This is a genomic window from Microbispora sp. NPDC049633, assembly GCF_040675265.1.
GTDB classification, from domain to species: Bacteria; Actinomycetota; Actinomycetes; order Streptosporangiales; family Streptosporangiaceae; genus Microbispora; species Microbispora maris.
The window spans coordinates 14,395-35,760 of sequence record NZ_JBFAOO010000050.1 but is presented as its reverse complement, the minus strand read 5'-3'; the positions used below and the strand labels follow the sequence as shown (position 1 = coordinate 35,760).

The following is a 21,366-nucleotide window of genomic DNA, read 5'->3' as shown; positions in this document are numbered from 1 at the left end:
CGTGCAGGTACCTCCAAGGATCGCCACAATCAGCGCGTCCGCCCGGGGCGGCACCGCTCGAGTGGCGGTAGGTTGCAGTCAGCGGCACTCAGCCGGCTGAAGAGGCGAGGAGGAACGTGACCGAGGAAACCGAGACGCCTGCGGTGGATCTGACCGGGATTCGCGATGCTGTGAGTGTCCGGCTGCCCGCCGTGAGCGCCTACCTGTCCGTGCTGCGCACGGCCACCGCCGGGCTCGCCGCACGGCTCGACTTCACCCTCGACCAGATCGAGGACCTGCGCATCGCCGTCGACGAGGCGTGCGCCATGTTGCTGCGGCACGCCGTGCCCGGAACGGATCTCCTCGCGGAGTTCGAGCTCACGGGCCCGGAGATGACGGTCCGCGTCGAGGTCAACACGCTGGGCGTCAGCTCGCCCAACCGGGAGGACTTCGCCTGGATGGTGCTGACCGCGCTGGCCGACGACGTGGACGCGATCTCCGACCACGCCGATCATCTGGCGATCGTGCTGCGTAAGCGCCGGAGCTCGGCGAGGCCGTCGTGATGACGGAAAGGACGAGTGCGATGACCTCCGGCGACTCGGCGGTGCCGGACCGCGTACGCGCCCGCACACTCTTCGCCGAGCTGTCGGAGCTTTCGCCGGACGACCCGAGGCGGCAGCGCATCCGCGACGAGCTGGTCGAGCTCCACCTGCCTCTGGTGGAGTACCTGGCCCGCCGCTTCCGCAACCGCGGCGAGTGGCTCGACGACCTCACGCAGGTCGCCACGATCGGGCTGATCAAGTCGATCGACCGGTTCGACCTCGCCCGCGGCGTGGAGTTCTCCACGTACGCCACTCCGACCATCGTCGGCGAGATCAAGCGGCACTTCCGCGACAAGGGCTGGGCGGTCCGCGTGCCGCGCAGGCTCCAGGAGCTGAAGCTCTCGCTCACCAAGGCAATAAGCGAACTGTCGCAGCGGGAGAGCCGCGCGCCCACGGTCGCCGAGCTCGCCGCCCATCTGGGCATGAGCGAGGAGGAGGTCCTGGAGGGCCTGGAGTCGGCCAACGCCTACTCCACCGTTTCGCTCGACGCGCCCGACTCCGGCGACGACGACGCGCCCGCCGTGTCCGACTCGCTCGGCATCGTGGACGAGTCACTGGAGGGCGTGGAGTACCGCGAGTCGCTCAAGCCGCTGCTTGAGCGCCTGCCTCCGCGCGAGAAGCGGATCCTGCTGCTGCGGTTCTTCGGCAACATGACGCAGTCGCAGATCGCCACCGAGCTGGGGATCTCGCAGATGCACGTGTCCCGGCTGCTCGCCCGGACGCTGGCCCAGCTCCGCGAGGGCCTCACCGCCGAGGACTGAGCGGAACCCATCCGAGCCCGGACGATCGGACGATCGCCAGGCAGACGACCGCGACGCCGCGCTCCCCCCGGCGGCGCCCGGTCACCGATCGCACGGCTCAGGACGCGCCGGGTGCGCCGTCCTCGCCCATCAGGGCGTGTGTGGAGGCCGGCGCGAGCAGCGTGACCAGGGCGACCGCCGCCGCGGCGATGAGCGGAACGCCGAAGGCGTACTGCGCCGACTGGATGAGACTGATCGCCACCGGAAGCGCGAATATCTGCGTGACCACGGCCGGGCCCCGGCTCCAGCGCAGCACCAGCCACAGGCCCCGCGCCACCCAGAGCAGCGCAGCACCGCCGAGCACGCCGAATCCGGCCACGGCGATGCTGGTGATCACGTCGGTGGGCTCGCCGACGACGGTCTCGACGCCGACGTAGCCGCCCAGGACGAGGGCGAGCAGGCCTTCTGCGGCCAGGACTGCGGCGGCCACGGTGAGTGTGCCGGGACGGCCCACGGAACTGCTGATCACACCGCCCAACCCTACCCGCAGTGGCGCTCACCCCATTGAGCAGGCGTCACCCGGCGCGAGCGGTAAACCGTTCGTTAACCTTCAGGCATGCGGGCACTCCTCCTCGTCAATCCCAAGGCGACCTCGACGCACCGGCGCACCCGGGACGTGCTGATCCGGGCGCTCGGCGCCGCCGTCGATCTGTCGGTCGAGGAGACCGCGTACCGTGGCCACGCGACCGCGCTCGCGGCCACCGCGCACGCCAAGGGCTTCGACGCGGTGGCGGTCCTCGGTGGCGACGGCACGATCAACGAGACCGTCAACGGCCTGCTGGACGCCCGTCCCGACGGCGGCGCGAGCGACCGGCCCGCGCTCATCGTGATTCCCGGCGGAAGCGCCAACGTCTTCGCCCGCGCCCTCGGCCTGCCCAACAACCCGGTCGAGGCGACCGGTGCCGTCCTGGAGGCGCTGCGGGAAGGACGCCGCCGCACCATAGGTTTGGGACAGGCGATTTGGCATGACGAGGTTTCGGGTCCGGATCCGGGGGCAGATGCGCCACCTGACCAGCAAAGGTCCAGATATTTCACATTTTGTGCTGGGCTGGGATACGACGCCGAAGTCGTCCGGGCCGTCGAGGGCTTGCGGAGCGCGGGACATCGCGCCCTGCCCGCCCTCTACGTGAACACGACGGTTCGCCACTTCTTCGTGACGGACCGCCGGCGGCCGGCGATCCGGCTGACCCGTCCCGGCCGGCCGCCAGAGGATCGGATCTTCATGGCGATCGTGTCCAACACGTCGCCGTGGACGTACGCCGGCACACGTCCGATCAACCCGACGCCGTGGGCCGGATTCGAGACGGGGCTCGACATGCTCGGGCTCCGCAGGATGAGCCTGCCGGCCATGCTCACGCTCGTCCGGCAGATCATCGGCGAACACCGGGGATTGCCGCGCGGTAAACACCTCGTTCAGATCCATGACGAGGCCGAGTTCACCCTCCTCGCCTCCCGCCCGGTCGCCTTCCAGCTCGACGGCGACTACCTGGGGGAACACGAGTGGGTGATCTTCCGCGCTATCCCGGACGCGTTACAAGTTCTCGTCTGACCTGTTACATGTAGTCATAGTGTGACGCATCCGACAGCCACGACGGGCAAAACCTTGTCCCAAACCTCTTGTGTGGTGTTGGTACGGCTGAAAAGCTGAACACGACGTCGGAACGTAGGACCTTTACGGAGACCACAGCCTCCGTAAGGAGCCCCGGCGATCGCGCGGACATACCCGGCCCCTCACCCAGGATCCGGGTCGCTGTTCGCAGCAGCTAGTGAAAGAAATCACAAAGTTGACGAGGAGCCACGGTGGCTCCACTTTACGAAGGAGTGGAACGCATGGACTGGCGCCACCGCGCTGCCTGCCGTGACGTGGACCCCGAACTGTTCTTCCCGATCGGGAACACTGGTCCGGCGCTCATGCAGATCGAAGAGGCCAAGCAGGTATGCGGGCGATGCACGGTCGCCGAGTCCTGCCTCAAGTGGGCCCTCGAGTCGGGCCAGGACGCCGGAGTCTGGGGCGGGCTCAGCGAGGATGAGCGCCGCGCCCTCAAGCGCCGCAACGCGCGCGCCCGCGCCCGCGCCGCCGTCTGACTCCCCCGCCGCACGCGAACGCCTTCGGTGAATGCCGGGCATGGCATTCACCGAATCGCGGGGCATCCGGCCCCGGCCGGGACGGCCGAGGAGCCTCCCGCCCATAGGGCCGTCCGTCCACCAAGACATCGCGTCCACTATGGCATCCCCCACAACGGTCCCGCACAGCGGGTCCCCTGTGGCGCGTCCCGCGTTCCGTGAACGGAGACGCCGACGGGAAATCAGCCGGCGGGAGATATCAGCCGGACTGCACCGGGATGCTGAGGCTGACCTCGGTGCCCCCGCCCTCTCTCCCCGCGACGCTCAGCCTGCCCGACAGCTCGCCGACGACCAGCGTACGGACGATCTGAAGCCCGAGGCTGCCGGTTGCCTCCAGGTCGAAGTCCTCGGGCAGCCCCCTGCCGTCGTCGGCCACCGTGAACTCCAGCCGGTCGGCGTCCCGGGCGACCACGATCTGCACGTTTCCCGAGCAGTGGGCGAAACCGTGCTCGACCGCGTTCTGCAGCAGCTCGGTGAGCACCATGGCGATGGGGGTCGCGACCGCGGCGGGCAGCACGCCGAAGCTGCCGACCCGCTTGATCCCCACCTGCGCGAGCGCCACCTCCGCCGTCATCGCGACGACCCGGTCGGCGATGTCGTCGAACTCGACCATCTCCTCCGGCATCTGGGCGAGGATCTCGTGGACGATCGCGATCGAGCCGACCCGCCGTACGGCCTCGTTAAGCGCCTCCTGGCCCTCGGGGTTGTTCAGCCGGCGCGCCTGGAGCCGCAGCAGCGCGGCCACGGTCTGCAGGTTGTTCTTGACCCGGTGATGGATCTCGCGGATCGTCGCGTCCTTGGTGAGCAGCTCCCGCTCGCGCCGGCGCAACTCGGTCACGTCGCGGATCAGCACCAGCGCACCGATGCGTCCGCCGCCGACGATCAGCGGGATCGCCCGTAGCTGCACGACCGTGCCGCCGTTCTCCACCTCGGTCTCCCGGGGGGCCCGGCCGCTGGCGACGACCATCAGGTCCTCGTTGATCGGCTCGTCGGAGTAGCACAGGTCGGCCGTCGTCTTCCCCAGGTCCGCCCCCACGAGGTCGGCGTGCAGGCCGAGCCTGCGGTAGGCCGACAGCGCGTTGGGCGAGGCGTAGGTGACCCGCCCGGCCTTGTCCAGGCGGAGCAGGCCGTCGCCCACCCGGGGCGACCTGACCAGGATCGGCTCCTCCTCCGCGAAGGGGAACCTGCCGTCGGCGACCATCTGCGCCAGGTCGGACGCGCTCTGCAGATAGGTCAGCTCCAGCCGGGACGGGGTGCGCGCCGACGACAGGTTGGTCGAGCGCTGGATGACCCCGATGATCGGGCCGTCCTTGCCCCGTCGCACAGGGATCGTCTCCTCGCGCACCGGCACGCCGCTGGACCAGTCGGGGTCGCCCTCCCTGCAGATGCGGTGCTCGCTCCAGGCCACGTCGATGAGGGACCGCTCCCCGGCGGCGACGGACATGCCCACGACGTCGTCGTGGTAGACGGTCGGGCCGGTCGTCGGCCGCATCTGGGCCACCGCCACCCACCTCGTGCCGCCCTGGTCGGGAACCCACAGGATGAGGTCCGCGAACGACAGGTCGGCGAGCAGCTGCCAGTCCGAGACCAGCGAGTGGATCCAGTCGACGTCGGCGGAATCGAGCGCGGTGTGGCGCGACACGAGGTCGCTGAGAGTCGGCACGAGTGCATGATGCGCCGCCGTCCGGGTCGAAAGCGAATCGACCATCGTCACCTGGCAAGATGCACCTCATGACAGGGCCTGCGGACAGAGTCCGCGCGGCCGCCGCCGAGATCGGGGCGGCGGGTCTCGCCGGGTGCGGGGAGAGTGTGAGAACCGTCACGTTGCCGAGGTCGGCGCGGGCTGGGGGCGGCGCCGTTCCGGGTGCCCCCGAGCCGGCCGGCGCGCTCCTGGACACGGTCCGGTCGTTCACCGCCGGCACCGGCCGCGCCCCGGCCCGCGCCGGCGCCGCCCCGGATGTCGTGGACGTCCGGAGAATCATCGCTGACCTGCCCGGACGTGGCCGGCAGCGGAACCGGGAGCCGGCCGCCCCGGCTCGCGAACCCGGCCTGAGGACACCCGGTCCGGCGGCCGCCGTGGGACCTGTCGTGCCCGGCCCGCCCCCGCTCGCGCCCGGTGTGGGAGCCCTGGGTGCGCGTCGGGGCGTCCGCGTGGGATGCTTCCGCCCACCATCGGTGCCTCGGGGCCGGTCCTGTCCGCGGTTGACCGCGGGGGCCGATCTAAGGTCCGATGATCTCGCGGTGGTCCGGGGTGCGCTCACCGCTGTGGCCGAGTTGACGATATTGCCTGAGTTGGGCGATATGGCCGAGTTGAGGGTGGACAGGTGACGGAGCACAGCGAGGACTCTCCCCGGGTTCCGAAGTACTACGACGTGAAGCGCAGTCTTCTGGAGCTCACCAAGAGCCTGCCCGCGGGCAGCGCGCTCCCGCCCGAGCGCGCCCTGGCCGTGCGGTTCGAGACCTCCCGGACGACGGTTCGGCAGGCGCTGTCGGAGCTGGTGGTCGAGGGGCGGCTGCTGCGCATCCAGGGCAAGGGCACCTTCGTCGCCCAGCCCAAGGTCGCCCAGGTCCTCCAGCTCACGTCGTACACGGGTGACCTGCGCACGGTCGGCCTCGAGCCGGACACCAAGATCCTCGACATCAGCTACATCACGGCCGACGAGGCGCTCGGACGGCGGCTGGCCATCAACCCCGGCGGCAGGGTCCTGCGGATCCACCGCCTGCGCCTGGCCAACGGCGAGCCGATGTCGATCGACACCACGCACCTGTCCGCCCGGCGGTTCCCGCGCCTGCGGCGCGAGCTGGAGGTGCACTCGTCCCTGTACGAGACCCTGCACAACGCCTACAACGTACGGCTGACCGACGCCGAGGAGGTCATCGAGACCGTGCTCGCCACGCCGTACGACGCGCAGGTGCTGGGGGTGGACGTCGGCCTGCCCATGCTGCTGCTGACCCGGCACGCCTTCGACGCCGACGGCAACCCCGTCGAGTACGCCCAGTCGCTCTATCGCGGCGACCGCTACAAGTTCGTCACCCGCCTCCGCCGCCCGTAAGCAGGAAGGCTCTACCCTCCCGGGCATGAGTGTTCTCATCGTGACCGGGACGGACACCGGGGTCGGCAAGACGGTGGTGACGGCGGCGCTCGCCGTGCTGGCCGGGGAGCGGGGCGCGACGGTCGCGGTGGTGAAGCCGGCCCAGACCGGGGTGGCGGCCGGGGAGCCCGGGGACCTCGACGAGGTGATCCGCCTGTCGGGAGTGACGACGACCTTCGAGATGACGCGCTATCCCGACCCGCTCTCCCCCGCCGCGGCGGCCCGCGTCCGCGGCCTGCCGCCGGTGTCGCTCACGTCGGCGGCGGCCCGGATCGAGGAACTGGCCGAGTCGCACCGGCTGGTGCTCGTCGAGGGCGCAGGGGGCCTGCTGGTCCGCTACGACGAGGAGGGCGGCACACTCGCAGACCTTGCGCGGCGGCTGCGCGCCCCCGTCCTCGTGGTGGCGCGCGCCGCGCTGGGCACGCTCAACCACACGGCGCTGACGCTCGAAGCCATGGCGGGCAGGGGCCTCGACCTGGCGGGCGTGGTGATCGGGTCCTGGCCGGCCGACCCGGGGGTCGCCGAGCGGTCGAACGTCGCCGACCTGGAGATGCTCGCCGCCCGGCCGCTGTCGGGCGCGCTGCCGGAGGGCGCGGGCGCGCTCGGCCGGGAGGCGTTCGCCCGCGCCGCCCGCGCCGGACTGGCTCCCGCGCTCGGCGGCATGTTCGACCCGGCCGGATTCCGCTCGACCCTCAGGCTGCCCCTATGACGGGAAGGCCGCGTGACGACCGACATCGGCAACTACCCGACCGCATCGGGCCGCGCGCCGGAGCGCGACCTGGAGCCGCTCGCCGACCTCAAGATGCCCGTCAAGGGGGCTCTCCCAGGCCCTCTGAAGACCGTCGGCGTGCGCCCGGACGGCGGTCGGCTGGAATCCCAGGCCGTGCGAGCGGAGTAGCCGGGACGGCATCGGGCATCAGCGGAGGTGACCGACGTTCTCCTGAGGCTGGAGGGCATTGGCCATCCATCTGTTCCCATATGTGACCGACTGGTAGGTTTCACGGTATGGAGTCCCCCAAACACGCAGGCGACATCGCGGTCGCCGTCTCCCAGGCCTACGGCGTGGACACCATGTTCACGCTGTCCGGCGGGCACGTCTTCCCCCTGTACGACGGGGCCGTCCACCAGAACATGCGCATCATGGACGTGCGCCACGAGCAGAGCGCGGTGTTCGCGGCCGAGGCGACCGCCCGGCTGACCCGCAAGCCCGGCCTCGCCGTGCTCACCGCCGGCCCCGGCGTCACCAACGGCGTCTCGGGGGTCGCCACCGCCCACTCCAACGGCTCACCGCTCGTCGTGCTGGGCGGGCGCGCCCCGCGCTCGCGCTGGGGCTCGGGAGCCCTGCAGGAGATGGACCATCCGCCGCTGTTGGAGCCCATCACCAAGCTCGCCTTCACCGGGTCGGGCGCGGACTCCATCGGGCAGGACGTCGAGATGGCGTTCCGGACCGCCCTGGCTCCGCACCGCGGCCCGGTGTTCCTGGACTTCCACATGGACGACCTGTTCTCCCCGTCGCCCGAGTACGTCTCGGAGACGCTGACCCCGTCGCCGCTGGAGCCCGACCCCGAGGCCCTCGCCGGCATCGCGCGGCTGATCGCCGAGGCCGAGCGCCCGGTGCTCGTGCTCGGCTCGGACGTCTGGATGGAGCGCGCCGAGGAGGCGGCACGGGACTTCGCCGAGGAGTGGCGGCTGCCCGTCGTGCCGAACGGGCAGGGCCGGGGCATCCTGCCCGCCGGGCACGACCTGCTCGTCACCCGCGCCCGGGGCGTCGCCTTCGGCCAGACCGACCTCGTCATCGTGGTCGGCACCCCGCTCGACTTCCGGCTCGCGTACGGCTGGTTCGGCGGCAAGGAGGGTGCGCCTCTCGCCAGGGTCGTCCACATCGCCGACGCGCCCTCCCAGCTCGCCACGCACACCGGCCTGTCAGGCTCGGCCGCCGGCGACCTGTCGGTCGTCTTCTGGGGCCTGTCGGCGGCCTGCGGGGCCGCCGGGGTGAACCCCAAGGCGTACGAGCCGTGGGTGAGCAGGCTGGGCGAGACCGCGGCGGCGGCGATCGCCGAGGACGCGCCCCTGCTGGAGTCGGACGCCGACCCGATCCACCCGATGCGCATCTACGGCGAGCTGAACAAGGTGCTCGCCGACGACGCGGTCGTCATCGGCGACGGCGGCGACTTCGTCTCCTACGCCGGCAAGTACGTCGAGCCGCGGCGGCCGGGCAACTGGCTCGACCCCGGCCCGTACGGCTGCCTCGGCACCGGACTCGGTTACTCCATCGCGGCCCGGCTGGCGAGGCCGTCCTCGCAGGTCGTGCTGCTGCTCGGCGACGGCGCCGCGGGCTTTTCGCTGATGGACGTCGACACGCTGGTCCGCCACCGCCTGCCGGTCGTCATGATCTGCGGCAACAACGGCATGTGGGGCCTGGAGAAGCACCCCATGCAGATGCTGTACGGCTACGACGTGGCGGCCGAGCTCCAGCCGCAGTGCCGCTACGACCAGGTGGTCACCGCGCTCGGCGGCGGTGGGGAGCTCGTCACGTCGCCGAGCGAGATCGGCCCGGCGCTGCGCCGCGCGTTCGACTCCGGCGTGCCCTATCTGGTGAACATCGCCACGGACCCGGCGATCGCCTACCCGCGCAACACGACCGGGGTGTGACCCTGACAGGAGCCCCGCGTGGTCGCGCGGGGCTCCGCTCCTGCGGGGTTCAGTTCGCCACGGGGGTGCGGGTCGCCGCCGGGCTCGGCGACGGACTGGGCGAGGGCGACGGGCACGTCTTCTTCACCACGAACGTGACCGTCGTGCCCTCCTTCACCGGCGTGTTCGCCGCCGGCTTCTGGCTGACGACCACGCCCTTGCACTCCCCCGTGCCCTCGTAGGCGGCCTTCGGGACGAGACCCACCATGCTGAGCCGCGCGTTCGCGGAGCTCTCCGGCAGGTTCTTCAGCTGCGGCACCTTGACCATGCCCTCGGTCGGGCTCGGCGAGGGCGTCGGGGAGGCGGAGCGGCTCGGCGACGCGCTGGCAGTCGGGCTCGGCGACGGGCTCGGCTTCCTCCTGGACGGGCTGGGCCGCGACACCGGCACCTCCTGCGTGGGCCTCGCGGAGGGCCGCTGAACGGCCCGCGTCGGCGACGGGGTCGGCGACGGGGAGATCAGCGTCAGGGACGGCGCGGGCGACGGAGGGGTCGTGGACCCCGCCGAGGCCATGTTGATGCCGAGCACGGCCAGGCCTCCGACGACGGCGAACCCCGCCACCCCGGCCGCGACGGGCATCCCCTTGCCTCTCTTGGACCGCTGCGCCGCGCGCCGGGCCGTACGCGTGCCCTGCTGCGGCGTGGCGACGGTCGCCGGCGGCACGGCCGGCGCGTCGTTCCAGGCCTCACGGGTGACCCGGTAGGTGTGGCCGGTGGACGGGATGGGCTCCGGTCCGGTCGGGTGCGGGTGGGCCTGGGTGGCCGCCCCCGTGGAGGGCGGCGTGACCCCCATGCCCGTGGTGGCCGCCGGGCCCGGGGGCAGGCCCTGCGGGCCGTACGCCGCTCCGGCCGGCCCCTGCGGGCCGTAGGCGGGCGCCGCGTCCGGCACGGCCCCCGGAGGCAGCACCGACTGCCGGGCCGCGTGGCTCATCGCGGCGGCGGACGGCCAGCGGAGCGCCGGGTCCTTCGACATGGCCCGCTCGACGATGGCCCGCACGGCGGGCGGCACGTGCGGCGGCAGCGGCGGCGGCTCCTCCCGGATGTGCTTGAGCGCGATCGTCACCGGCGAGTCGCCGTCGAAGGGACGCTGCCCGGCCAGGCACTCGTACGCCACGACGCCCAGCGCGTAGATGTCGACGGCGGGGGTGACCGGCGCGCCCTCGGCCTGCTCCGGCGCGCAGTACGCCGCGGTGCCGAGCACCATCCCGGCGTCGGTGAGACGGGTCCCCTGGTCGGCGCGGGCGATGCCGAAGTCGGTGAGCACCAGCGTGCCGTCGGAACGCACCAGCAGGTTGCCCGGTTTGACGTCCCGGTGCACGATGCCCCGCTCGTGCACGGCCTGGAGGGCGGACGCGGCCTGCGCGATCAGCTCCATCGCGGGCTCGGCGCCGATGCGGCCGAGGCGGGTCAGCAGCCGGTCGAGGGGCTCGCCGTCGACGAACCGCATGACCAGGTACGCGGTGGAGCCGTCGCCGGGGACATCGGTGACCCCGTAGTCGTAGACGTCGACGACGCCGGGGTGGTTGACGGTCGCCATCGCCCGGGCCTCGCCCTGGAAGCGGACGGCGAATCCAGGGTCGTCGAGGCGACCGGGGAGAAGCACCTTGACGGCGACGGTGCGCGCGAGGACGGTGTCCTCGCCACGCCATACCTCGCCCATGCCCCCGGCGCCGAGCCGGGCGTCCAAGCGGTAGCGCCCAGCCAGGGTCGTGCCTTGGGCCACCATTTGCGCCCCGTACCCCCTAAGTCACTCGACCCCCGAAGGTGTCCAACAAAGCAGGTTCGCGTCGCGGGTAGATAACGACAGCATCACGGAACCCTGTACGCGTACGGGATCCAGGCTCGGGGGTCGGAAGTCGAGCCTACCTGTGCATCACCCTAACCGCTGCCCGCCTCCGTCGCCCGGAAAGCATCGCGGAGTCCCCACCCCCGATTAAGACGCATCCCCGCCCCGTTTAGTTGCCTGCGTTCTCCACGGGCACCGGGAAATCACGACCCAATAGGCTGGCCCGCATGAGTCTTGCTCCAGGTCTGCACGCCGAGGTCCTCATCATGGTGGAGCGCGAGGACACGGCGATCCGGGTCGGCAGCGGCGACGTGCCGGTGCTGGGCACGCCGCGGCTGCTGTCGTTCGCCGAGGGGGCCACGGTCAAAGCCGTCCAGCAGCACCTGGAGCCCGGGCAGACCACGGTGGGGACCAGGGTGCTGCTCGAGCACCGGCTGCCCAGCCCGGTCGGGATGCACGTCGAGATCGGCGTGGAGCTCACGGAGGTGGACGGCAGGCGGCTCGTCTTCTCCGTCAGGGCCGTCGACAAGACCGGCGCCCTGGTCGCCGCGGGCACGATCGAGCGGGTCGTCGTCGACCGGGAGCGGTTCCTGTCCCGCCTCTGAACCCCCCTCGGGGACTACTCGATGACGGCGATGAGGTCTCCCTCCTGGACGACGTCGCCCTCCTTCACCTGGAGCTTGGCGATGGTCCCGGCGTCCTCGGCGAGGACCGGGATCTCCATCTTCATCGACTCCAGGATCACGAGCGTGTCGCCCTCCTCGACGACCTCGCCCTCACTCACGACGATCTTCCAGACGTTCGCCACCATCTCGGCGCGCACCTCGGCCACCCGGAACTCCCCTCAACATGAATGCAGCAGATCAGGCTTTTCTCATCCGGGAGACCAGCCCGGTGTCGTAGTCCCCGCTCACGAACTCGGGGTGGTCCAGCAACTCGGCGCAGAACGGCAGGTTGTGCTTCGGGCCCTCGATCCGGAACCCGGCGACGGCCTCCCGGCCCCGCTCCAGTGCCTCCTCGCGGGTGGCGCCGGTGACACAGAGCTTGGCCATCAGCGGGTCGTAGAACGGCGTGACGGTGTTGCCCGCCGTGTATCCCGAATCGATGCGCACCCCCTCGCCCACCGGCTCCTCCCACACTCCGATCTTGCCAGGCCCGGGGAGGAACCTGCGGGGGTCCTCGGCGTAGACACGGAACTCGATGGCGTGGCCGCTCACCCGCGGCTCGACCGGGTAGACCTCCCCGGCCGCGACGCGGATCTGGTGCTCGACGAGGTCGAGGCCGGTGACCAGTTCGGTGACGGGGTGCTCCACCTGGAGGCGCGTGTTCATCTCCAGGAAGACGAAGTCCTGGGCGTCGGCGTCGACGAGGCACTCCACCGTGCCCGCGCCGCGGTAGGCCACGGCCTCTCCGGCCCGTACGGCCGCCGCCAGCATCCGCTCGCGCAGCTCGGGGGTCACGCCCGGGGACGGGCTCTCCTCCACGACCTTCTGGTGGCGCCGCTGCACCGAGCAGTCCCGTTCGCCCAGGGCGACCACGGTGCCGTCGGCGAGGCCCAGGATCTGCACCTCGACGTGCCTGGCCCGCTCGATGTAGCGCTCGAGCAGGATGGCCGGCTCGCCGCCGAAACGGGCGGCCGCCCGGCAGGCCTGCTCGAACGCCTTTGCCAGCGACGCGTCGTCACGCGCCACGCCCATGCCGATGCCGCCGCCCCCGCCGGCCGCCTTGACCATCACGGGGTATCCGATCTCCCGCGCGGCCCGCTCCGCCTGCGCGAGGTCGGACACCGGCTCCCTGGTCCCCGCGGCGACCGGCACGCCCGCCGCCTCCATCAGGTTGCGGGCGTTGATCTTGTCACCCATCTGCTCAATGGCCTTGGGGTCCGGGCCGATCCAGACGAGGCCGGCGTCGATCACCGCGCGGGCGAACGCCGCGTTCTCGGCGAGGAACCCGTATCCGGGGTGGACCGCCCGCGCTCCCGTCGAACGGGCGGCCTGGAGGACCTTGTCGATGTCCAGATAGCTCTGGGCCGGGTTCGCGGGACCGAGGAGCACGGCGTCGTCGGCCTCACGCGCGAACGGCAGGTCGGCGTCCGCCTCGGAGTGGACCGCGACCGCGCGCAGGCCCATGCCCCGCACCGTACGGATGATCCGCCGGGCTATTTCGCCACGATTGGCGACGAGAACTGAGTCGAACACGCAGCCAACTCTAGGGTGGCCCGCCGCTCCGTCCCTCCGACCCTTCCGACTGAACGTGGGGGCCGATTCTGTAGGGTCGCCACAACATCGGCGGCGTCGGCGCGGCGGTGAACGCGCTCCGGTGCGACGTCTGCTACAAGCGCGCGACGAGCACGAGCCGGTCGACGACGCGCGCCATCGCCTCCACCACTCCGGGGTCGTAGGCCGAGCCGCCGTCGAGGCGCAGCCGCTCCAGCGCCGCCGCCGCCCGGTCCCTGTCGGTCGAGCCGCCCACGAGGTCGTCGTAGGCGTTGGCGGCCTTGATGATGCGGCTGGCCGTCGGCGGGGCCTCGCCGAGCGTGTCGCACTGCCGCCGGACGATCTCCGCGACGCCGTGGAGGACGCCGGTCTTCCTGATCACCTCGGCGCCCAGCTCGGCGATCCGCCGCGCCTGCGCCGGGTCGGCGAGCACGGTCGCGCCGCCGGGGATCGGGTCGCGCAGCGACAGCTGGCCGATGTCGTGCATGAGCGCGGCGTACTCCAGCTCCAGCAGCTGCGGCTCCGCCATGCCGAGCTCCCGGCCGATCGCGACCGACAACTGGCTGACGCGGCGCGAGTGGCCCGGCTCGACGTATCCGCCGACCTCGGTGACCCGGCTCAGCGCGCGCACGGTCTGCAGATAGGTCGCCCGGATGCCGGCGTACTTGCGGAAGGCCACCTGTGTGACGAGCAGCGGCGCGGCGAACGCGGGCAGCGCGGTCATGTCCATGCTGTGCGAGGCGAGCGCGAGCAGGATGCCCGACGCCCCGACGGCGGCGCCGAGCGGCGCGGCCATCCTGATCTCGTCCCGCACGGCGACGCCGAACGCGGTCTTGACCTGGTCGGCCCGGTGCATGGCCGCGATCACCACGTCGGCCGCGAGCATGACCGTGACGAGCACCGCCATCACGCCGAGCGCCGGCCACCAGTTGCCGTTCCGGTCGCCCGTGTCCCCCGCGAGCTCCCCCAGCGGGCCGGTGAGCGGCCGGTAGGCGAAGGCGAGCAGCGACCCGGCGAGCAGCCGCCGGGCCATCGCGTCGAGCCGCGGCGGCCGGCCGACCGCCAGATGCGGCAACCCTCCCGCGATCATGCCGACCGACATCACCGCCACGACCTGCAGGGCCGAATGGTGCGCCGGCCGTCCGCCCACGTCGAGCAGGAGGGCGTACCCGAGCGAGGCGGCGGTGGAGATCGGAGCGACCTCGCGGTTGCCGGGCATCGTGAGCCGCGCCAGCTCCCCGGCGGCGATGAGCGCGCCGAACCCGATCGCGACCCGCGGGTCGGTCAGCCCCTGGGCCGTGGTGTGGGCGATCCCCGCCACGGTCAGCATCCCGGCGGCGCAGATGAGCAGGAGCTGGCCCGAGTCGAGCCCCACCGGCCTGGCCGTCAGCCGACGCTCCCTCACCGCTCCGACACCACCTGGATGGGCGTGGTCGGGTCGTCGTGGTCCTTGACGGTGGTCTCCACGGCGGGATCGTCGGGCGGGACCTGCACCGGCTGGGCGAGATGCCAGCCGTGCCGGTCGAGCGCCCTGACGAACGCGCAGACCATGTCGGGGTCGAACTGCGTGCCCGCGTTCTTGCGGAGCTCCGCCACCGCGAAGTCGATCGGCTTGGCCTTGCGGTAGGAGCGGTCGGAGGTCATGGAGTCGAACGCGTCGGCCACCGCGATGATCCTGGCGAACTCGGGGATCTCCGCCCCGGCCAGCCCCATCGGGTAGCCCTTCCCGTCATGTCGTTCGTGGTGGTGCATGATCCCGGCGAACGCCTCGTCGAGGAAGTCGATGCCCCGCACGATCTCCAGTCCGCGCATCGGATGGAGCTGGATCGCGGCGTACTCCTCCTCGGTCAGGCGGCCGTCCTTCTGCAGCACCTTCGTCGGCACGCCGAGTTTGCCGACGTCGTGGAGCATCCCGGCGTACCGGATCGCGCGCAGCCGCTCGGTGCCCATCCCGATCTCCTCGGCGATCATCGACGACGCCGCGGAGACCCGGGTGCAGTGCCCGCGCGTGTAGTAGTCCTTCGTCTCCACCGCCTGGCACAGCGCCGCGATGGTCGCGTCGTACGCGCGCTGCTCGGCGTGGTAGTGCCCGAGCGCCCACCGGGCCACGAACAGCGGCAGCAGCACCAGCACGGCCGAGATCGACTGCACGGTCGACCACAGGGCCGCGATCAGCAGGCCGAAGGTGGCGAAGCCGACGTAGGAGCTCAGGAACTGCACCATCGCGCGGAGCGAGACCTGGTCTTTGTGCACCTCGGACGCCAGGCGCAGGATGACCGCCGTCAACGCGAAGTTGACGGCCACGAAGACCCCCGTGGCCGCGGCGTACGGCACGAGGATGCCCGGGAAGTCGGCCGGCTCGGGCAGCCCGGCCCGGCCTCCCGCGCTCTCGTACGCCCACCCCGCGGCGTATCCGCACAGGGCGTACTGCGCGCCGTTGAACAGCCGCTTCACCATCGCGAGTCCGGGGCGCACGCTCACGACCGCGGCCAGCCCGACCAGGGCCGCGCCCTCCGCGCCGACGAGCACCACGGCGGCCAGCGCGGCGGAGAAACTCACCGACACCGCGACGTGCGGCACGTTGAGCAGCGTCGGCACCGACTCGCAGAGCAGGAAGAGCAACGCCAGGACGAGGAGCGCCGACCAGTCCTCCGGCGCGAGCCCGCGATGCGCGAGGAGACCGCGCGTGATCACGAGGCCGGCGGTTCCGACGAGCGCGACGAAGTAGACCCTGGCGGGCCACGGCAGTTCCCGCATTGCGCCACCTTGAATGCGGATCGGACCCGTGGGCCGGCCCTGCCGGGCCGGCCCACGGGCAGTGACTACGTCCAGGAGATCCCCGGGGTGCCGGCCGCGAGACCGGCCAGAGCGACCACCGGAGTGAGCAGCGCCAGCGCCACTATCAGCCTGACGACGGTCTTCCCTAGCATTGCGCCGCCTCCACGTCGATGTCGGATTCAGGCTACAGAAGGGCCGACGGCCGGTCCGGGATGTCGCGACCATCGCAGCCAAACCGTAACCAAGCCATCACACCGCGTGCAATTGCACCAGTTTGTCAGCGCCCTTTCATGACGCGCCATCTCCCCGCGCAAGCCGGGCCATCAACCTGCGGACGACGTCGTCCACGTCGGTCCGGGGCCGTCCGGCCGGGTGGCCGCCACGACCCGTACGAGCCGGTCCGCACCGTGCCGTTCGTGGTCGTGTCGCGGGAGTTCACCGGTTCACCGGTCAGACGAGCGCCTGGCGGGCCCATTCGACGGTGGCCTTGAGCCCGGTGGGCAGGTCGTGCCGGGGACGCCAGCCGAGGGCCTCGTACGCGGGAGCGGGGTCGACGGCCATCGCGGGGAGGTCGCCCAGCCGGGCCGGCTCGAAGCGGGGCTCGTCCGGGGCTCCGGCCGCCGCGGCGACCAGCGCGTGCAGCTCACGGTCGGTGGTCTGCACGCCCGTGCCGAGGTTGAAGCGGCGGCCGTCGCCGTACGGCCCGCAGGCGCGGGCGAAGCCGTCCACCACGTCCTCGACGAAGACGTAGTCGCGTGTCTGGGAGCCGTCGCCGTAGACGACCGTGGGCCTGCCCGCCAGCAGGGCGTCGGTGAAGATGGCGACCACCCCGGCCTCGCCCTCCGGCGACTGGCGCGGCCCGTAGACGTTCGACAACACGAGCGTGGTGTATTCGAGCCCGTACAGCGCCCGGTAGGTGGCGAGGTACAGCTCGCCGCCGAGCTTGGAGGCGGCGTACGGCGAGCGGGGATCGACAGGGGCGTCTCCCGGGACCGGGATCACGGCCGGCCTGCCGTAGACGGCGACGGAGGACGCGTAGACGACCTTGCGGGTCCCGGCGCGGCGGGCGGCCTCGAGCACGTTGACCGTGCCCTCGACGTTCATCTTGGTGTCGGTCAGCGGGTCGGCGACGCTCCTGCGCACGCTGATCTGCGCGGCGAGGTGACAGACGACCTCCGGCCGCCAGCGTTCGGCGAGCTCCGCGAGCGCGGGGTCGCGCACGTCCATGACGTGCAGGGAGGCGTCGGGGTTGCGCACGTGCCCGGACGACAGGTCGTCCACCACCGCGACCTCGTGGCCGTCCGACAACAGCCGATCGACGAGGGTGGACCCGATGAACCCCGCCCCGCCCGTGACCAGTGCCCGCATGTCCCCGTCCTTCCCGGCCTGTACGGAAGATCCTAACGAGCATTGCCCCGGCGCGGGCCGGTCACGCCTCCCGTGGGCCGCGGGCTATTCCACCATCTCGGCGCGGACCTGCTCGATCCTGCTGAGCACCTTGGCGCGCAGGTCCCGCGGGACGGGGTCACACCCGCAGTGCTTGGCCACGAGCCGCTTGACGGCCTCCTCCAGGCCGTACTCCTCCAGGCAGGGGCCGCACTCGTCGAGGTGCTTCCTGATCTCGGAGATGCGGTCGTTGTCCAGCTCACCGTCCAGGTAGGTGTACACCCGGTCGAGCACCTCGCTACACGGGGTGTCGTGGTGTTTCCCGCAGCTCATCGCTCCTCCTCGCCAAGCGTCCCGCCGAGACCCGCGCCGCGGGAGTCCGGCCGCACGAGACCGCGCTCACGCGCGTAGTCCTCGAGCTGGTTGCGCAGCTGCCGACGGCCCCGGTGGAGGCGCGACATCACGGTCCCGATGGGCGTGCCCATGATCTCGGCGATCTCCTTGTACGGGAAGCCCTCCACGTCCGCCAGATAGACGGCGATGCGGAACTCCTCGGGGAGCGCGGCGAGAGCGTCCTTCACGTCGCTGTCGGGAAGGTGCTCGAGCGCCTCGATCTCGGCCGACTTCAGCCCGCTCGACGTGTGCGACTCCGCCCGCGCGAGCTGCCAGTCCTCGATCTCCTCGGTGCCCGCCTGCTTGGGCTCCCGCTGCTTCTTCCGGTAGCTGTTGATGAACGTGTTGGTGAGAATGCGGTAGAGCCAGGCCTTGAGGTTCGTCCCCTCCTGGAACTGGTGGAAGGAGGCGAAGGCCTTGGCGAAGGTCTCCTGGAGGAGATCCTCCGCATCCGCTGCGTTTCGGGTCATCCGGAGCGCGGCCGAGTACAGCTGGTCGAGAAACGGCATCACGTCGCGCTCGAACCGCTCGCTGCGCTGCTCCAGAGTCTCCTCGGCTGTCTTGGAGACCGGACCCACCCCCTTAAGGACACCGTACCCAGCTGAGGATACCGGCCCGGCGAGGTCCAGCCCGTCGAGGCCTTCTGGCAGCACCAACGTCTTCATGCCCAACTGCAACAGGGCGGGCGTAGAGTCTGTTCCCGGTGCAGATTGAGGTGACGAACGACCCGGTGCGGGGAAAAAAGTAAGCACCGGCTTGGTAGCCCGGAAACCGAGTTTCGCTGTCTCACACCCATGTGCGGGGCAGCCAGAGTCCAGGAGCCGCTCGTGCTGCCTATACCGGCCAACGAACTCAACGGCTCGGGCACACTCGGGCCGTACTGGACCTTCTACCACGCGGTCGTCGCCGAGCAGCTGCGCCAGTGGCTGCCCGACCGGCCCGGCCTCCTGCTGGACCTGTCCGGCGGGCGGGGGCGGTGGCCGGTCCAGGCGGCGCGCGCCGGCCACCGGGTGATCGAGGTCATGGACTTCCGCAGACCCGCGGAACCGTGGTTGCGCGACGCCTCCGACCGCATACAGAAGGTGCGCGCCGACAACCTCGCCTTCCTGCCCGAGGGTTGCGTGGACGGCGTTGTCGCCGAGGAGCGCGTGCTGTCGGTCGAGATCATGGCGGAGTCCGTCATCGAGGACGTGGCCCGGGTGCTGCGGCCCGGCGGGCGCGCGCTGCTGTGCGTCGACTCGCTGGTCCTCGGGATGGCGATCCTGGCCGAGCAGAACTACTGGGCGCACCTGTGCCAGACGGGCGAGGTCATGCTCATCCCCTGGCCCGACGGCAGCATCACCCGCTGCTTCACCAGCCAGCAGATACGCGAGCTGATCACCGGCGCCGGCCTGGAGGTGGAGTGGGTGCGCCCGCGCACGGTGCTGTCCCCCTCCACCGTCGACCACGTGCTGAGCACGGAGAGCAAGTCGCTGTCCTGGCTTGTCCGCACCGAACTCGAGACCGAGGCCGACGACGACGACACGGTCGGCATCCACCTGGTGGCCAGCGCGCGCAAGCCTCTGTGAACGGCCCCATCAGCGGCAGGGCCCAGCGGCAGGGCTCAGTAAGCAGGGCTCAGTAAGCAGGGCTCAGCGGCGGCGCTCGGTTCGCGACTGGCACTGCACGCAGCGGGCCGCCTCGGGGCGCGCCTCCAGCCTGCCCTCGGGAACGAGGGTGCCGCAGTCGACGCAGCGGCCGTAACCGCCGTCGTCGAGCCGCCGCAGCGCGGCGAGCACGGCCGTGCGCTGCCGGGACGCGGCGTCGAGCATGGCCCGGGTCCGGTCGGCGTCGGTGAGGTCGGCCCCCGCGTCCGCGAGGGACCTGTCGTGCCCGGCGACCGGGTCCCCGCGCAGCACGCTGATCGACCGGTCGAGTTCGGCGAGCATGCCTTCCAGGCGCATACGCACGGTCGCGACGTCCACGGATCCGCACCTCCGGGAGTGGGGGATTCACCCGTCCAGGAGCCCCCGGTCTCCTGGTCGGTCAGCGGCCGATCACCTCACGTGCGGCCGCTTTCCCGAACGGATGCCCACTTCGCGCGCCGCTTACACCCCTTGGAGATCCCCGTACGCGCTCATTGCGCGGAGGGCAGCCCGATGAGGTGTGTCGCGCCGAGGAAGAAGGCCGCCCTGACGCGGTCGTCGCCCATCAGGTCGCGGACCGCCGCCGCCGACGTTCCCGCCTCGCCGTAGCCGACCTTGAGGAACGACCCGTCGGGCGCCTTGGTCGCGCCGACGCCCTTCAGCAGGACCTCGGTGGCGGCGCTCGACTGGGACACCAGGCCCCACAGCCGCGTGTAGACGTCGAGGGCCAGCAGGTCGACGAAGCCCTCGGAGACTATCTGCCCGTGCCGGATCCTGCCCGCCGTGGCGGTGAAGTCGGGATGCGCGAGCCGGTGCATCAGCTCATGGGCGAGGGTCCTGATCACCCGCCAGCGCCAGTCGGCCTTCGTCCCCCAGGCGGCACTGGGAAAGATCGGCTGCACCGAGATCCTGCCCTCGCCCCCGCTGTGCGCCGCGGTCAGCTTGACCATGGCGTCGACCCTTCTGCTCAGGGACTCGTCGGACTCCAGACGCTCGCGCAGAACGCGGCGCAGCGTCTCCTGGTCGCCGCCACGGGTGCCGTCGTAGTTCGCCTTGGCGAGCAGCGCGCCCCGTTCCTTGTCCCAGCCGACCGCCTGGGCTCTGTTCGTCATCCAGTTCAGCCGTTGGGCGGGCCCCGCGGGCAGTTCCCACGTGCTCTGCAGGCGCTCGGAGTAGCGGAAGCCGTCGAAGTACGGCCCGTCCTCCCGGGCGTCCGCGTAGGGCCCGAGAACGCGGGCCACGTACTTCTGGAGATAGTCGGCGATGCGCCTGAGATGGTCGAGCGACTCCGGCTCGGCGGGCGTGTTCTTGGGCCGCACCCAGTGGAGGAGCTGCTCGTCCACCACCTTCGCCAGCACGTCGACCAGCTCCTTGAGCACGTCCGTGCGCAGCGGCCCGACCTGCTGCCTGCCGTCGACCCCCCGGTCCTGGCCCGGGGGGTTGTAGATCGAGGTCAGCTTCGCGGTCTCGCCCTGGTCCGGTGGGACGAGGTCCCTGACGATCATCGCCGACACCCATCCACTGGCCCGGAGCACCTCGCGTTCGAACGCGTCGTCCTGGGCGCCGGGCATCGCGGTGCGCTGGGTCGCCCGGTTGATCAGACGGGCCACCGCCGCCGTGTGGTCGAAGCCGGCGGGGAGGGCGTCCTTGTTCCTGCCGTACAGGTAGAGGGCGTGGGCCAGCCACTGCTTGTCCTCGCCCTCGTACTGCGCGATATGCGACCAGACGTCGAACTCGAGCCCGGTGAACAGCGTGTAGACGCGGTTGAAGTACTCCGGGTACTTGTCCGCGGGGAGGGCACGCAGCGCCTTGTAGTCGGCGGTCGCGTTGACCGTTCCGAAGGTCACCGTCCTCGGCTCGGCCGGTGTGCGCGTGAGGTCGTTCGTCAGGGACATGC

At 71.4% G+C, this 21,366-nt stretch carries 22 protein-coding genes; 10 read left to right on the top strand and 12 right to left on the bottom strand.

Annotated elements, in window-relative coordinates; translation table 11 throughout:
- Window positions 1-116 precede the first annotated feature (116 nt).
- Both AB0J39_RS15880 and AB0J39_RS15875 read left to right on the top strand, forming a co-directional pair.
- Window positions 117-542, top strand: coding sequence for an anti-sigma factor (locus tag AB0J39_RS15880; protein WP_363464791.1), 426 nt, complete (start codon window positions 117-119; stop codon window positions 540-542).
- A complete protein-coding gene (locus AB0J39_RS15875) occupies window positions 542-1,342 on the top strand; it encodes an RNA polymerase sigma factor SigF (protein WP_363464789.1) in 801 nt (266 codons plus the stop codon). Before AB0J39_RS15880 ends, AB0J39_RS15875 begins: the two co-directional genes overlap by 1 nt.
- A 97-nt stretch (window positions 1,343-1,439) precedes the next feature.
- On the opposite strand, the gene AB0J39_RS15870 is transcribed toward AB0J39_RS15875, so the two are convergent.
- Window positions 1,440-1,850, bottom strand: coding sequence for a hypothetical protein (locus tag AB0J39_RS15870; RefSeq protein ID WP_363464786.1), 411 nt, complete (start codon window positions 1,848-1,850; stop codon window positions 1,440-1,442).
- Between the two features lie 87 nt (window positions 1,851-1,937).
- On the opposite strand from AB0J39_RS15870, the gene AB0J39_RS15865 reads away from it, so the two are divergent.
- Together AB0J39_RS15865 and AB0J39_RS15860 are read left to right on the top strand one after the other, a co-directional pair.
- Window positions 1,938-2,930, top strand: a complete 993-nt coding sequence (locus AB0J39_RS15865) for a diacylglycerol kinase family protein (protein WP_363464783.1) — start codon at window positions 1,938-1,940, stop codon at window positions 2,928-2,930.
- Window positions 2,931-3,211: 281 nt separating this feature from the next.
- Window positions 3,212-3,466, top strand: coding sequence for a WhiB family transcriptional regulator (locus tag AB0J39_RS15860; protein WP_346229614.1), 255 nt, complete (start codon window positions 3,212-3,214; stop codon window positions 3,464-3,466).
- 238 nt (window positions 3,467-3,704) lie between these two features.
- On the opposite strand, the gene AB0J39_RS15855 is transcribed toward AB0J39_RS15860, so the two are convergent.
- A complete protein-coding gene (locus AB0J39_RS15855; protein ID WP_363464780.1) occupies window positions 3,705-5,168 on the bottom strand; it encodes a PAS domain-containing sensor histidine kinase in 1,464 nt (487 codons plus the stop codon).
- Between the two features lie 661 nt (window positions 5,169-5,829).
- Between AB0J39_RS15855 and AB0J39_RS15850 the strand changes: the two genes are divergently transcribed.
- From AB0J39_RS15850 to AB0J39_RS15835, 4 genes are all read left to right on the top strand, one after another.
- Complete coding sequence (locus AB0J39_RS15850; protein WP_142565677.1) at window positions 5,830-6,558, top strand: GntR family transcriptional regulator; 729 nt, start codon at window positions 5,830-5,832, stop codon at window positions 6,556-6,558.
- A 25-nt stretch (window positions 6,559-6,583) separates the two neighbouring features.
- Window positions 6,584-7,306, top strand: coding sequence for a dethiobiotin synthase (gene bioD, locus AB0J39_RS15845; RefSeq protein WP_363464779.1), 723 nt, complete (start codon window positions 6,584-6,586; stop codon window positions 7,304-7,306).
- A gap of 12 nt (window positions 7,307-7,318) precedes the next feature.
- On the top strand, window positions 7,319-7,495 hold the full coding sequence (locus AB0J39_RS15840; RefSeq protein WP_363464777.1) for a hypothetical protein: 177 nt from the start codon (window positions 7,319-7,321) through the stop codon (window positions 7,493-7,495).
- 107 nt (window positions 7,496-7,602) lie between these two features.
- Window positions 7,603-9,249, top strand: coding sequence for an acetolactate synthase (locus AB0J39_RS15835; protein ID WP_363464774.1), 1,647 nt, complete (start codon window positions 7,603-7,605; stop codon window positions 9,247-9,249).
- Between the two features lie 49 nt (window positions 9,250-9,298).
- Here the strand turns inward: AB0J39_RS15835 and AB0J39_RS15830 are convergent, their stop codons facing one another.
- Window positions 9,299-11,011: a protein kinase gene (locus tag AB0J39_RS15830; protein ID WP_363464771.1), complete on the bottom strand. Its 1,713-nt coding sequence runs from the start codon at window positions 11,009-11,011 to the stop codon at window positions 9,299-9,301.
- Between the two features lie 287 nt (window positions 11,012-11,298).
- Between AB0J39_RS15830 and AB0J39_RS15825 the strand changes: the two genes are divergently transcribed.
- On the top strand, window positions 11,299-11,676 hold the full coding sequence (locus tag AB0J39_RS15825) for a hotdog domain-containing protein (protein ID WP_363464769.1): 378 nt from the start codon (window positions 11,299-11,301) through the stop codon (window positions 11,674-11,676).
- A gap of 14 nt (window positions 11,677-11,690) precedes the next feature.
- Here the strand turns inward: AB0J39_RS15825 and AB0J39_RS15820 are convergent, their stop codons facing one another.
- The 7 genes from AB0J39_RS15820 to AB0J39_RS15790 all read right to left on the bottom strand — a co-directional run bounded on the left by AB0J39_RS15820 (window position 11,691) and on the right by AB0J39_RS15790 (window position 18,509).
- Window positions 11,691-11,903, bottom strand: coding sequence for a biotin/lipoyl-binding carrier protein (locus AB0J39_RS15820; protein WP_169988150.1), 213 nt, complete (start codon window positions 11,901-11,903; stop codon window positions 11,691-11,693).
- A 31-nt stretch (window positions 11,904-11,934) separates the two neighbouring features.
- A complete protein-coding gene (locus AB0J39_RS15815; RefSeq protein WP_363464766.1) occupies window positions 11,935-13,269 on the bottom strand; it encodes a biotin carboxylase N-terminal domain-containing protein in 1,335 nt (444 codons plus the stop codon).
- A gap of 133 nt (window positions 13,270-13,402) precedes the next feature.
- The gene (locus tag AB0J39_RS15810) at window positions 13,403-14,692 is read right to left on the bottom strand and encodes an HD domain-containing phosphohydrolase (protein ID WP_363464763.1); all 1,290 of its coding nucleotides are present in this window, start codon (window positions 14,690-14,692) and stop codon (window positions 13,403-13,405) included.
- Window positions 14,689-16,044, bottom strand: coding sequence for an HD-GYP domain-containing protein (locus AB0J39_RS15805; protein WP_363464760.1), 1,356 nt, complete (start codon window positions 16,042-16,044; stop codon window positions 14,689-14,691). Before AB0J39_RS15805 ends, AB0J39_RS15810 begins: the two co-directional genes overlap by 4 nt.
- 471 nt (window positions 16,045-16,515) lie before the next feature.
- A complete protein-coding gene (locus AB0J39_RS15800) occupies window positions 16,516-17,433 on the bottom strand; it encodes an NAD-dependent epimerase/dehydratase family protein (protein WP_363464757.1) in 918 nt (305 codons plus the stop codon).
- A gap of 84 nt (window positions 17,434-17,517) precedes the next feature.
- Window positions 17,518-17,784 (bottom strand): mycothiol system anti-sigma-R factor, encoded by a 267-nt coding sequence (gene rsrA / locus AB0J39_RS15795; RefSeq protein WP_363464754.1) that lies wholly within the window; start codon window positions 17,782-17,784, stop codon window positions 17,518-17,520.
- Window positions 17,781-18,509 (bottom strand): sigma-70 family RNA polymerase sigma factor, encoded by a 729-nt coding sequence (locus AB0J39_RS15790; protein WP_363464752.1) that lies wholly within the window; start codon window positions 18,507-18,509, stop codon window positions 17,781-17,783. Before AB0J39_RS15790 ends, rsrA begins: the two co-directional genes overlap by 4 nt.
- A gap of 162 nt (window positions 18,510-18,671) precedes the next feature.
- On the opposite strand from AB0J39_RS15790, the gene AB0J39_RS15785 reads away from it, so the two are divergent.
- Window positions 18,672-19,412 (top strand): methyltransferase domain-containing protein, encoded by a 741-nt coding sequence (locus tag AB0J39_RS15785; protein WP_363464749.1) that lies wholly within the window; start codon window positions 18,672-18,674, stop codon window positions 19,410-19,412.
- A 63-nt stretch (window positions 19,413-19,475) separates the two neighbouring features.
- Here AB0J39_RS15785 and AB0J39_RS15780 read toward each other — a convergent pair whose 3' ends face one another.
- Both AB0J39_RS15780 and AB0J39_RS15775 read right to left on the bottom strand, forming a co-directional pair.
- A complete protein-coding gene (locus AB0J39_RS15780; RefSeq protein ID WP_363464746.1) occupies window positions 19,476-19,808 on the bottom strand; it encodes a TraR/DksA family transcriptional regulator in 333 nt (110 codons plus the stop codon).
- Window positions 19,809-19,960: 152 nt separating this feature from the next.
- The gene (locus AB0J39_RS15775) at window positions 19,961-21,364 is read right to left on the bottom strand and encodes a hypothetical protein (RefSeq protein ID WP_363464744.1); all 1,404 of its coding nucleotides are present in this window, start codon (window positions 21,362-21,364) and stop codon (window positions 19,961-19,963) included.
- Window positions 21,365-21,366 lie beyond the last annotated feature (2 nt).

Excerpts from the sequence above, each read along its gene's own strand:
- AB0J39_RS15875 (WP_363464789.1), top strand. The coding sequence starts at position 542 with ATGACGGAAAGGACGAGTGCGATGACCTCCGGCGACTCGGCGGTGCCG.
- AB0J39_RS15865 (WP_363464783.1), top strand. The coding sequence starts at position 1,938 with ATGCGGGCACTCCTCCTCGTCAATCCCAAGGCGACCTCGACGCACCGG.
- AB0J39_RS15860 (WP_346229614.1), top strand. The coding sequence starts at position 3,212 with ATGGACTGGCGCCACCGCGCTGCCTGCCGTGACGTGGACCCCGAACTG.
- bioD (WP_363464779.1), top strand. The coding sequence starts at position 6,584 with ATGAGTGTTCTCATCGTGACCGGGACGGACACCGGGGTCGGCAAGACG.
- AB0J39_RS15835 (WP_363464774.1), top strand. The coding sequence starts at position 7,603 with ATGGAGTCCCCCAAACACGCAGGCGACATCGCGGTCGCCGTCTCCCAG.
- AB0J39_RS15830 (WP_363464771.1), bottom strand. The coding sequence starts at position 11,011 with ATGGTGGCCCAAGGCACGACCCTGGCTGGGCGCTACCGCTTGGACGCC.
- AB0J39_RS15825 (WP_363464769.1), top strand. The coding sequence starts at position 11,299 with ATGAGTCTTGCTCCAGGTCTGCACGCCGAGGTCCTCATCATGGTGGAG.
- AB0J39_RS15805 (WP_363464760.1), bottom strand. The coding sequence starts at position 16,044 with ATGCGGGAACTGCCGTGGCCCGCCAGGGTCTACTTCGTCGCGCTCGTC.
- AB0J39_RS15800 (WP_363464757.1), bottom strand. The coding sequence starts at position 17,433 with ATGCGGGCACTGGTCACGGGCGGGGCGGGGTTCATCGGGTCCACCCTC.
- rsrA (WP_363464754.1), bottom strand. The coding sequence starts at position 17,784 with ATGAGCTGCGGGAAACACCACGACACCCCGTGTAGCGAGGTGCTCGAC.
- AB0J39_RS15790 (WP_363464752.1), bottom strand. The coding sequence starts at position 18,509 with ATGAAGACGTTGGTGCTGCCAGAAGGCCTCGACGGGCTGGACCTCGCC.
- AB0J39_RS15775 (WP_363464744.1), bottom strand. The coding sequence starts at position 21,364 with ATGTCCCTGACGAACGACCTCACGCGCACACCGGCCGAGCCGAGGACG.